The sequence below is a fragment of the Paraburkholderia guartelaensis genome, assembly GCF_004353905.1.
GTDB lineage: Bacteria > Pseudomonadota > Gammaproteobacteria > Burkholderiales > Burkholderiaceae > Paraburkholderia > Paraburkholderia guartelaensis.
In genome coordinates this window covers 123921-130414 of sequence record NZ_SMOD01000025.1, presented here as the reverse complement: position 1 = coordinate 130414, position 6494 = coordinate 123921, and the positions used below count along the sequence as shown (strand labels likewise).

General features: G+C 61.6%; 5 protein-coding genes and 1 pseudogene. 1 reads left to right on the top strand and 5 read right to left on the bottom strand.

The genetic code is table 11. From position 1 onward, the window contains the following. Positions 1–220: pseudogene (locus E1N52_RS44600) on the top strand (ISNCY family transposase); the annotation flags it as partial. Between the two features lie 108 nt (positions 221–328). Here E1N52_RS44600 and E1N52_RS28345 read toward each other — a convergent pair. From E1N52_RS28345 to E1N52_RS44200, 5 genes are all read right to left on the bottom strand, one after another. Beyond that, on the bottom strand, positions 329–1366 hold the full coding sequence (locus E1N52_RS28345) for a zinc-dependent alcohol dehydrogenase family protein (protein WP_133186131.1): 1038 nt from the start codon (positions 1364–1366) through the stop codon (positions 329–331). Between the two features lie 251 nt (positions 1367–1617). Then, a complete protein-coding gene (locus E1N52_RS28340; RefSeq protein ID WP_165979462.1) occupies positions 1618–2709 on the bottom strand; it encodes a porin in 1092 nt (363 codons plus the stop codon). 87 nt (positions 2710–2796) lie between these two features. Continuing rightward, positions 2797–3339: a hypothetical protein gene (locus E1N52_RS28335; protein WP_133186127.1), complete on the bottom strand. Its 543-nt coding sequence runs from the start codon at positions 3337–3339 to the stop codon at positions 2797–2799. Between the two features lie 688 nt (positions 3340–4027). Further along, positions 4028–5689, bottom strand: coding sequence for an Nramp family divalent metal transporter (locus E1N52_RS28330; RefSeq protein WP_133186125.1), 1662 nt, complete (start codon positions 5687–5689; stop codon positions 4028–4030). Between the two features lie 112 nt (positions 5690–5801). Further along, positions 5802–5951 (bottom strand): hypothetical protein, encoded by a 150-nt coding sequence (locus E1N52_RS44200; RefSeq protein ID WP_165979461.1) that lies wholly within the window; start codon positions 5949–5951, stop codon positions 5802–5804. Between the last annotated feature and the right edge of the window lie 543 nt (positions 5952–6494).

The following is a 6494-nucleotide window of genomic DNA, read 5'->3' as shown; positions in this document are numbered from 1 at the left end:
CCGAACCAGGCGCAACGAACACGAACCGGGCAAGAAGAAACAACGCGAGTTCACGCAGGCGGATGTCGAGCAGGCGATCACGGATCTTGCCCAGCGTAGACAGGTGCAGCAATCGCCCCAAAAACCTGGCCGGCGGTCTGCAGGCAGCAGTGGAACTGACGCAGACACCCTTCCCGCTCAGGATCCGTCCTTCGATACCGTACAGGCTTCAGACGCATGAAAGACGAATCCTGAACCTGCTAAACCCGGACATTTGAACTTGGCCGGGAAGCGGACATCTGTATCTGGCCATGACATATGATGTTCGCGAACATCTAAATCCACCGCATTACATCTCGACGATGACCTTCAACGCCTGCGTGCTGGCCGCCTGCGAAAACGTCTCATACGCCTTGGCCATGTCGTCAAACGCAAACCGATGCGTGATCAGCCGGTTCGGATCGATCCGTCCGGCGCGCACGGTCTTGAGCAGCATGGGCGTGCTCACCGTGTCGACGAGACGCGTCGTGATCGCCACGTTGCGGTCCCAGAGCTTGTCGAGGAAAAGCGACGCCGGCACGCCATGCACGCCGATGTTCGCAATCACGCCGCCCGGCGCCACGATCTGCTGGCACAGTTCGAACGTCGCCGGCACGCCAACGGCCTCCATGGCGCAATCGACGCCTACGCCATCCGTGAGCTTCATCACCGCATCCACGGCGTCGCCCGCGCGCGGATCGACGCACGCCGTCGCGCCGAATTTCTTCGCGCATTCCAGACGGTTGGGGTCCATATCGATCATGATGATCTGCGCGGGCGAATAGAACTGCGCAGTCAGGAGCGCGGCCAACCCGATCGGACCCGAGCCGACAATGGCAACCGTGCTGCCGGGCTCGACTTTGCCGTTGAGCACGCCGCATTCGAAGCCCGTCGGCAAGATGTCCGAGAGCATCACGAGCGCGGCCTCGTCGAGGCCGTCGGGAATCCGGTACAGGCTCGTTTGCGCGTGCGGAGTACGCACATATTCGGCCTGCGTGCCGTCGATGCGATTACCGAGAATCCAGCCGCCCGTTTTGCAGTGCGAATACATCCCGCGCCGGCAGTACTCGCACTGCCCGCAGCTCGAGATGCACGAGACGAGCACGTGATCGCCGACTTTCAGCGTCGAGACGCCACTGCCGATTTCATGGACGACGCCCACGCCTTCGTGGCCGAGAATGCGGCCCGGCTCGCAACTCGGCACGTCGCCTTTGAGAATGTGGAGATCGGTGCCGCAGATCGTCGTCTTCGAGATCTTGACGACGGCGTCGCCGGGTCCCTGCAAGGCGGGCATTGGCCGCGTTTCGAGTGCGAACTTGCCCGGGCCGTTATAGACCAGTGCTTTCATGGTTCCTCCATCGACAACCGGAAATGCGCCGGATCGCCGGGCGCCCTCCTTTCGGTCCGTGGGCGCGCGGCGAGTCCGTCGTCCCCTGCAAGGTTTGCATATTTCGATTCACGGTGAGCCACCGTGAGCGGATTCGAAATAGCGACGACATCGTCCTTGCATTCTTGATCGTAGTCCAATGTCCAATGGCTACGAAGTGATGGCGTGGAGTTTCATGCGTTAAGCATTGGCTTCTTGCGTTTTCTCAAATGCTAGAACAGATGCCGGATGCCGACCTGAACGCCGAATTCGCTCTGGCCGGGTCCCGGCGTAAGGAACGAACCCGTCGTAATGCTGGCGCCCGCCATCTTGAACTGCGCAGTGCCGTAGTTCTTCAATTCAGAAATCGTGCCGTATAGCCGCGTCCCCTTCGAGAGGTCGTAGTTAACGATTGCCCCATATTGCAGGGCGTCGTTGCCGAGATGCGTGCTGTCCTTGGTGTAGGCAGCGCCGGCGCCCACGCTCAAGAACGGCGTGAACCGGTAGTCGGCCGAAAGCGAATACGTGCTGTGCCAGTCGCCTGCCGTATTGCCAACCGGCCCCACTGTCGGGTCGTATTTGCCCGCCGGGTTGCTGAGCGCATTGCCGGTGGTCGCGGAAATGACGTCGTTGGCGCGGAAATAACCGACGTAGATGCGCCCCCACCCGTAGTCGAGATTGCCGCCCGCCATGAATTCCTGCACACGGTTCGAGGCGGTCGCATTCGCCGCATTCAAATAGGCGAGCGCGAGATAAACCGGGCCCTGGGTGGTCTGCACGCCGGCTTGATAGACGGCATTGCCCGCGAGCGTGCCCGGCTGGCCGCCCACCGAATAATGCAGTTCGACCTGGGTTCCGACGAACTTGGGCGAGATCCATGCAATGTCGTTGTCGACGCGTGCCAGCCAGTTCGCAAAGTTGTTGTAGCCCGAGGCGTAGGTCGCCGCGCTGAAGGCGTCCATATTGCCGCTCCAGGTGAACATCGGGGTGTTCTGCCGCCCGAAGCGCACCTCGCCGAACCCACCGCCCAGACCGACCCACGCCTGGCGATCGAAGAAACGATAGCTGTTCTGCAACTTGCCCGTACCCGGATCGAAGCCGCTCTCGAGCGCGAAGTTCACGCGGTAACCACCGCCGATGTCCTCCGTGCCGCGCAAGCCCCACCGGCTCGTCATCAAGCCGTTGTTGCCGAGCACGGCGAGCGACGTGGTCTTGCCGTCGACTTTCGTGTTCTGGTATCCGGCGAACACGTCCAGCACGCCGTAGAGCGTCACCGACGATTGCGCCATCGCCGGTGTACTGGCGATGACAGCGGCGGTTATCACCGATAAGCTAAGGATTCCTCTATTTAACGACATCGTCACTTTCCCCTGTTGTTGACTTCTTGATAGTTTGGCGCTGACCTGAAGGCGTCAGCGTGCGCGGTCGGTCGCGAGCATGCGCTTCACCACAAGTGCGAGCGGCACCGTGAAGCAGAAGTGCGACATGAAACCGCCGATGATGACGACCGGGTCGTAGTAATTGGGATGGTTGTCGGACGCGATGCTGATCGCCACATGCATGACGATCCAGGCCAGGATCGCGTAAAAGAGCGCGACGAAGGTGGCCTCATAGCCGCGGCGGCGGAAATACGGCCAGATTGCGGCGAACAGCACGCCCCACGCAATGGCGAAGGAGAAATGGATGGCAGTCCCAAGGAAGTACGCCCAGATGCCGAGCGAATCCTGTACGCCCTTGCCGAATACGAGGCCTGTCGCATTGCGGGGAATGCCCGCAAGCGGCATGAGATGCTGCGCCCCAACCCAGATGAGCGCCTCGTAAATCCATATGATGACTGCGCCAGTCAAGCCGCCGGCAATGCCGGCGCGCAAGATTGCGCCGAGAGTCGGCTTGCCATCGATTGCCGTTCTCGTCCCTTGATAACCACCCTCACCTACGCTTGCATTGCCGCTCATCGCCGTCTCCTCCTGTCATGCTGCACGAAATGTTTTTTCGCCAAGATAGAAACGGGGATAACGGAAAACTACATCGGGTTAACGGCAGGCAAGAGGCGTTCGGCGGGCAAGAAAGCGTGCGCAAGGCACGCCCGCGGCTCGCGATGAGCCGCGCAGCGCCAAGCTGGACAAGGCTTTGCGCGATTCATCGGCGCAATGTGGGAGGCTGGCTGAGCAGCTTGCAGAGCCAGCCGCCGATAAGAGAAATCGATACGGCGGAAACGACTTCGCAACGCTACGTCTTCAAACGCGCTTGATTCGGACGTGTCGCGCTGCGCATCGATTATCGGCTGCGTAACGCGTTACTGAGGCAGTATTTCCCATAGACAAGACAGTGGGATGCTCTGCCATTCGGCATTGCGTTTTCGGAAAACGCGTCCGCAGCGGCCTGCATGGCGTTCATTGTGGATACCTGACAGTTCTGATCGGCGACGAGGATAGCGACGGCGAGGACCAGGGCTGAAACTACGGATATCGAGAGAATGTGCTTTTTCATCATCGACTCCTGCTGCACTAGCCCGCAGTGCCCCGGCAAGGTCCGGCCGTCCAGATCAGCGCAGGTTCGCTCCCCTGCTCCACTGTGCCTGAACCCTGCTCCAGCCAGCGGGCGTGCAAAAAAGGGGCAGGCATGCACCCACCCCGATCCGCCTTAGTGAATGGCCATCTGCACGACCTTCACGATGACGAGACCCACTGCGACGACGAGATAGGTGCGCAGCACACCCATCCACACGCGTGTCGACAACGTCAGGTGCTGCGGCGCCGGCAGGTCTTCGAGCGGCGCCATGCGCCACGTGTTGCGCAACTCCTTGAGGGCTGGCTTGTTGAGCGGCAGCGCATTCTGGGTGACGTCCGCGCCGCGCGACTTGCGCGAGAGTTCCACCGCGGCGTACACCGCCACGGCAATTCCACATCCGCCCACGAGAATCTTGACGATCGCCGCGCCGCTGATGTCCGGAAACACGGTGGCCGCCGTCAGGATGATCGACAGCACGACGAGCACGGCAATCACTGCACCCGTGAACACGTTCAGCTTCTTCGAATTCACCCACGGGCCAAGCACCGCCTTGTCATTGCACAGCAGCAACAGGAACACCGTTGCGCTCGGCAGCAGCACGCCAGCCAGCGTCTGCACAGCCTCGGTCAAAAGGCCAAGCGGGCTGCCGGGAATCAGCACGAGGGCAGCCGCGAGCGCGATGATGCCGAAGTAGACGAGGTAGAAGCCCTTTGCGTCGAGCACGCTGCGGTGCAGCGAGTGCTTGACCTTGAAGACGTCGCCAACCGCATAGGCCGTCGAGAGCGAGACCGCGGCGGCGCCAATGATCGATGCGTCGAGCAGCGCCACGGCGAAGATCGTGGCCGACGTCTGTCCAACGTATTTGTGCAGGCCGGCAATCACGCCACCCGCGTCGGTGAAGTTGCCGAACTCGGGCTTGCCGTCGAAGAGCGCGGCGGTGAAGGCCATCATCGCCACAGCGCCGACGATCACGAACGCGATGCCGATCCAGAGGTCCGCCTTTTCGTACTTCATGAAGCGCGGCGTGATGCGCTTGTCGATCACGTAGCTCTGCTGAAAGAACAGCTGCCACGGCGCGACGGTCGTGCCGACGATGCCGATCACGAGCAGCATCACGTCGGAGAGCTTCGAATTCGCCGGCCAGGTCGGCACGAAAAAGTCACGCGCGATGACGCCCACAGGCGGGTGAATTGAAACGAGCACCGGGATCAGCAGGAGGCTCAACAGGCACAGCACGATCGCGAAGCGTTCGAAGCGCCGGAAGTCGCCCGTACTGACCGCCGCCATCGTCAGAACCGCGGCGATGCAAACGCCGAGCACCTTCGAGACGCCGAGAAAGTCGAGCGCAAACGTAATGCCGATGAACTCGGTGACGATGGTGAGCGCATTGAGCAGGAAAAGATCGATGACGCTGAAGGCACCCCAAAACTTGCCGAAGCGTTCGAAGATGAGGCGGGCGTGGCCGACGCCGGTCACAGCGCCCAGGCGCAGGACCATTTCCTGGTTCACGTAGAGAACCGGGATCAGCAGCGCGAGCGTCCAGAGCAGCGACGTGCCGTAGTTCTGCCCGGCCTGCGTATAGGTGCCGAAGGCGCCGGCGTCGTTATCGCCGACCATGACGATGAGACCGGGGCCGAGAATGGCCAGCAGCGTGCGCAGGCGCGCCATCCAGTTGCTGCGCGGGGCGGTATCGTGGTGCGCAATGGTGCCGAGGGCGCCCTTGATATCGCCCACGTGCGCGTCGTCGAGCACGGCACTCCGACGTTGCGTGATGTTTGCGGGAGTGGTAGACATTTCTAGTTATTCCTTAGCAGTGCTGCTTGAAATCGATGATTGAGGCGTGGCACTGCCCTGCCACCTGCCGGTATTGATGCAGTAGGCAGACAGCCGGCCACGCCAGGCCGTGTCAGCGAGCGAGCTGTTTGAGCGCCGTCCAGATGGCAGCGACTACGCCGGTCGTTGCGTGCGAACGCGCATCGAGCGCGAGCATGCCGTTGTAGTGCGTGCGCGCTTCTTCGACGTGCGGGAGCTGCGAAACGAGGAGAGCGAAGTGCATGGTGATTCCTCCAGATGCTTGAAACGTGGCGCCATCGATCAGGCGTGCCTTCGTTTCGCTTCACGCGGGGCGAAATGCCCGGGCGTGTGGGAGGAACGTATGCGGCCAGATGTCAGGCGAAGCGGCCCGCGTTCTGCGAGAACGCAAGGCGAGATGTGCAGGGTTTAGGCTCAGGGTCGGGCATCGTGAGCTCCTTTTTCATTTGGGTCCGGTTCATGTTTGACGGACGTGTTTAACCGCACGCTGGATCCGGCACGCAATTGCGCGCGCGAAAACGGCGTGAACGAGCGGCGGCGCGAGCCAATGGCTCGACGCATCGGGTCGCGTTGACGAACGTGCGTGACAGCACGCGCGTCAACGACGGCGGCCAATCGAAGGGATGCGCGGGAAAACTGCGGAAGCTACTGCGGCGCGCACCGTCTGCCTGCTGGCAGGACGGCGGCTAAGGAAGAATCCAGGCGGGCGTCGTGCCGGTCAGGCAGAAAAACGATTCGAAGGTCGACTACTACAACTGTCCAAGGCATATGCCCCTTTCGTGGAAAC